This window comes from Frankia sp. CcMO1 (genome assembly GCF_977945845.1).
Window position 1 is genome coordinate 3,666 of record NZ_CDWTMG010000209.1, and the last position, 3,924, is coordinate 7,589.

5 protein-coding genes and 1 pseudogene are annotated in these 3,924 nt (G+C 68.5%); 2 read left to right on the forward strand and 4 right to left on the reverse strand.

Translation table 11 applies throughout. From position 1 onward, the window contains the following. Positions 1 to 337 (forward strand): annotated as a pseudogene (locus AC08OU_RS19380) (hypothetical protein); the annotation flags it as partial. Positions 338 to 530: 193 nt separating this feature from the next. Here the strand turns inward: AC08OU_RS19380 and AC08OU_RS19385 are convergent. Next, positions 531 to 1,178 (reverse strand): maleylpyruvate isomerase family mycothiol-dependent enzyme, encoded by a 648-nt coding sequence (locus AC08OU_RS19385; protein ID WP_476605475.1) that lies wholly within the window; start codon positions 1,176 to 1,178, stop codon positions 531 to 533. Positions 1,179 to 1,264: 86 nt separating this feature from the next. Here AC08OU_RS19385 and AC08OU_RS19390 point away from each other — a divergent pair, with 86 nt between their 5' ends. Next, entirely contained in the window at positions 1,265 to 1,819 is a 555-nt protein-coding gene (locus AC08OU_RS19390; protein ID WP_476605476.1) for a MarR family winged helix-turn-helix transcriptional regulator, read from the forward strand. A 359-nt stretch (positions 1,820 to 2,178) separates the two neighbouring features. Here AC08OU_RS19390 and AC08OU_RS19395 read toward each other — a convergent pair whose 3' ends face one another. The 3 genes from AC08OU_RS19395 to AC08OU_RS19405 all read right to left on the reverse strand — a co-directional run bounded on the left by AC08OU_RS19395 (position 2,179) and on the right by AC08OU_RS19405 (position 3,515). Then, positions 2,179 to 2,388, reverse strand: a complete 210-nt coding sequence (locus AC08OU_RS19395) for a hypothetical protein (protein ID WP_476605477.1) — start codon at positions 2,386 to 2,388, stop codon at positions 2,179 to 2,181. A gap of 198 nt (positions 2,389 to 2,586) precedes the next feature. Next, positions 2,587 to 3,054, reverse strand: coding sequence for a PIN domain-containing protein (locus tag AC08OU_RS19400; RefSeq protein WP_476605478.1), 468 nt, complete (start codon positions 3,052 to 3,054; stop codon positions 2,587 to 2,589). A gap of 2 nt (positions 3,055 to 3,056) precedes the next feature. Further along, the gene (locus AC08OU_RS19405; RefSeq protein WP_476605479.1) at positions 3,057 to 3,515 is read right to left on the reverse strand and encodes an excisionase family DNA-binding protein; all 459 of its coding nucleotides are present in this window, start codon (positions 3,513 to 3,515) and stop codon (positions 3,057 to 3,059) included. Between the last annotated feature and the right edge of the window lie 409 nt (positions 3,516 to 3,924).

The window sequence follows — 3,924 nt, forward strand, 5'->3', positions numbered from 1 at the left end:
CTGTAACAACGACTGGGTACGCGACCTGACCCCCCTTGCGTCACTGGCCCACCTCGAAGTACTCGACCTGAGCGGCACACCCGTCGAGCACCTCGAGCCACTGACCCAGCTCCCCCAGCTCAACAGCGTGGCGCTCAGCAGGTGTCGCCGCGTGTGCGACCTGGCGCCGCTGGCCCAGATCCCCACGCTGCGCCGGCTCGATCTCCATGAAGCCGGCGACACGCTCGACCTGACCCCATTGGCGGGCCGACGACCACTCGACATCTGGACCGCCAAAGGCCAGCACCTCCACGGCGCCGACACGCTCGGCCCCGGCGTCCGCCTGCACCGCCAATAGCAGCCCCGGCTGGGCTCCGACCCGGCCGCGCGGTCAGCGCCACCTCCGTCTGGCCAGGACGGACGAAAGCCAGCTCCACATGGATGGGCATGGCTGGCCACTCCGAGCTTGATCACAGTCGTCGACAAGTCACTACACGTAGTCATACCTCTGGGCCTGACAATGCTGAGCGGTTCCTGCGGTGGGCACGGGATCAGGTGGTGACGGCCCGACGTAGTTCGTCCGCACCCGGGCCGTGCAGGTGCCCGATCCGCGCGGTGCGTCCGGTGAGCAGGAGGAACAGGTCGGCCATCGTGCCCGTCACCTGCGTGCCGTCTCCGGTGGACCAGGCGTGGTCGGTCGCGGTGAGCCGGAACGTCGCCAGCGGCAGCGAGCGGAAGACCTTCGCGTTCCCGCGACCGCGGTAGGAGACCACCCGGTCGGCCGCTTCGGCCACCTCGGCGGTGGGGATGCGGATCTGGCGACCCAGCGGGATGGTCATGTCGAAGGTGTGGCCGACGGCGTCGATGAGCGACTCGCGGCAGGTCAGTCCCGGGAACGTGCGGTGTCGTCCCACCAGCAGACCGAGCCTGTGCACAAGCTGCTCGGGGTCGTGGCGTCGGGCGAGGTCGATCGAGCCTTCCCGGATGATGCGGTTGGTCCCGCCCGGATGCCGGATGGCGAGCAGTGCCAGCTGCCGCATGCTCAGCAGCGGCATCGTCAGGTGCGCCGCGACGTCCCTGACCGTCCATCCCTCGCATAGCGAGGGGGTGTCCCACTCCTGCGGGGCCAGGCCGGCCAAGGTGTCCACGATGGCGCGGCGTCGCCGGTCGACGGCCGACCAGACCTCGGTGTCGTCCATTGGGTCCGATCCCTTCGTCCAACTGAATCTAGTACGATGATGGTACTAATAACTGGTCCTGATCGGGACTACCTGGAAGGTCTGTGGTGGGACGCGAGATCTCGTCCGGCTGGCTGATGTTCATCGGCTTCCGGGCGGCCGAGGACCGCATCGTCGCCGCGCTCGCCAAGGCCGGCTACGCCGACGTCACCCGGGCACAAGCCCGCCTGCTGGCCGGCATCGACCTGGACGGCACCAGGCTGATCGTCCTGGCCGACCGCGCTCGCATCCCAAAGCAGACCGCCCTCGCCCTGGTCAACGGGCTCGAGGCGGCCGGCTACGTGGAGCGGGTGCCGGATCCCTCCGACGGGCGAGCACGACTGATCCGGCTGACCGCACGCGGCCGCGGCGCGCTGCCCGTCGCCATCGCCGAGGAAGCGCGGATCGAGGCCGCCTGGCAGGCGCTGCTGGGCGTCCGACGAATGCGGGCGCTGCGCAGGGCGCTGTGGGAGTTAGCCTTGAGCGCCGACCCGGACCTACACCCGCCCCAGCCCCGCAGCGGGAAGAACCCGAGGGCGGACACAACGGTTGACAACCGGGTGCCAGGAAGGCGGGACAACGAGCCGCCGGAGCAGGAATCCGGCCTTCCGCAGCTTCCATGATCGCTCATCCGCTCATCGGCATGAGCGGGCACCCGGCGCGGTCAGCACGGCCACCCTTCGGGGCTACGCTTCGTGATCTGATGAACCTGAGCATTCGATCACGGTTGGCCAGCTATCGCCGTCCCCCCGGAGCCCAGGTCGCCCGTCGTTAGCCTGAAATGGCTGTGAGGAGGTGCCACTCCTCGCCCGGGCTTCGGCTCCGACCTGGCCGCATTCAACGTCGCCCACGTCTTGTCTACGGGTGATCTTCGAGCCGAACCCTGGTCTTCGGAACGTGGCCTCCGGCCTGCTGAAACTGGTGGACCAAACTTGGCAGAATAGGAACCGCGTTTTCCCAGTTCACGGGCCAGATGTACCAGTCACGGCGGTCCGCCGCCGAGTTCCGTCGTGATCGCCGGCGCCGCCTTGGCCGCATCGGGCGATTCATCGTCGCGGCCATGCTTCCGCCACCACTGATCGATCATCGTCGCGATCGCCCGGACCGCCTGCTGCTCGTGCTCCTTGCTCAACGGCACGACATCCGGTGGTAGGACCCGGATCTTCGTCGCCACCCGCCGCCGGGTCACCACACCCAACCTCCCACCGCAAGGACGCCATCCTGACACCGTGCCCAACCACGATGGCTGCGGACAATCCCACGCTCGAGGGATCCGGCGTGGGTTACGGCAAAGCCAGGACTCCGTCGGGAGGCGGAACACTCTGCCGCGCCGCTGCGGCGAACCGGCGCGCCCCGGCGGTTGCCAGATAGTCGAGTACCTGATGGACGGTCAGCCGCGTACCCCGACGGCCGGTGCTGGCGGCCTCTCGCCAAGGACCCGCAGCAGCGTCCGCGGCTCGCGGGCCCAAAGGTCCAGCAGAACCGTGTCGGGATGTTCGGCGACCAGCCCGTAGGGTTGGCACGCGGCAACCGGGAAGTCCCGCAGGTTGCAGGCGATGATCGAGTCCGCCCCGGCGGCCACCGCCGCAGCCAGCACATGCCGGTCCTTCGGATCGTTGCGCATCTGGTCGATCAGCGACTCGTAGCCGGTGACCAGCGCGTCTTCGAACGCGGCGTTCATGAATGCGATCCGCCGGTCGATCGCCGCCGGTGACACCGGCACGTGCCGTCGAACCTCGTCCAGAATGGCCGGTGACCAGCGCGGCTGGTACATCTCCTCCTCGGCCAACCGCAACAGGAAGTCACACAACGCGTTGGGGATCAGAACGTTGGCGTCCAGGACCGCGATCGTCGTCACCGTCAGGCCGCGTCGTCCGTCTCGACCGGTGCGGGCTGGCCATACATGCCCATCTCGAGGGCGTCGGCGGTCATCTCGTCCAGGATCGCCCGCCTGGTGCGACCGCGCCGGTCCCGGTAGGCCAACACCTGCTCCAGCGGAATCCGGCGCGAGGAGTTCGGCCGCGAATAGCCGATCTCACCGGCCTCCAGCAGCTTGATCAATGTCGGACGGGACACACCGAGCAACCCGGCCGCCTCGGTAGTCGTCAACTCCCGATCCACCGGCACGATCGCCACGCCACGGCCAGAGGCCAGGACACCGGCGATCCTGGTCAGCACGTCCCGCACCGACACAGGAACCTCCACCTGCGCCCCGCCACGGCGCACCGCCAACTCCCCCGCACCGTCGTGCAGCAAGCTGGCCAACTCGGTCAATGAGGGACGTTCACCATCCCCCGGCATGATCGCTTCCGTGGACATGACTCCTCCTGTCCGCCTGCACCAACCACCATCATCCCTCGAAGTGAAAAAAGTGCAACCATCGTCGCTGGGCGCAGCACACCGACGGCCCGTTACCCCTATGACATCGATCGAGACTGCGGTCCGTGGCATCGGCCGGAAGAGGTCACGGTCCGGGTTGGGCTACCGTGCTTCCTGTGCGCGCTCCCGGCTGGCTCGACGACACCCGAACCTCCTACGGTCGCGGTCAGCTACGCCGACCTGCTGCGCGACGCACTGGCCCGCGAGCCGTTTCAACGCGGCATCTTGGCGCTGTTCGCCGAACTCGTCCGCGCCCAGGGCAACGGGCCGGTCGCCGACGTCGGCTGCGGCCCCGGCCGCATCACCGCCCACCTGCACCGCATCGGCCTGGACACGTTCGGCATCGACC

Bases quoted from the DNA above. Each gene is read 5' to 3' on its own strand.
- AC08OU_RS19405 (WP_476605479.1), bottom strand. From the start codon at position 3,515: ATGTCCACGGAAGCGATCATGCCGGGGGATGGTGAACGTCCCTCATTG.
- AC08OU_RS19385 (WP_476605475.1), bottom strand. From the start codon at position 1,178: ATGGACGACACCGAGGTCTGGTCGGCCGTCGACCGGCGACGCCGCGCC.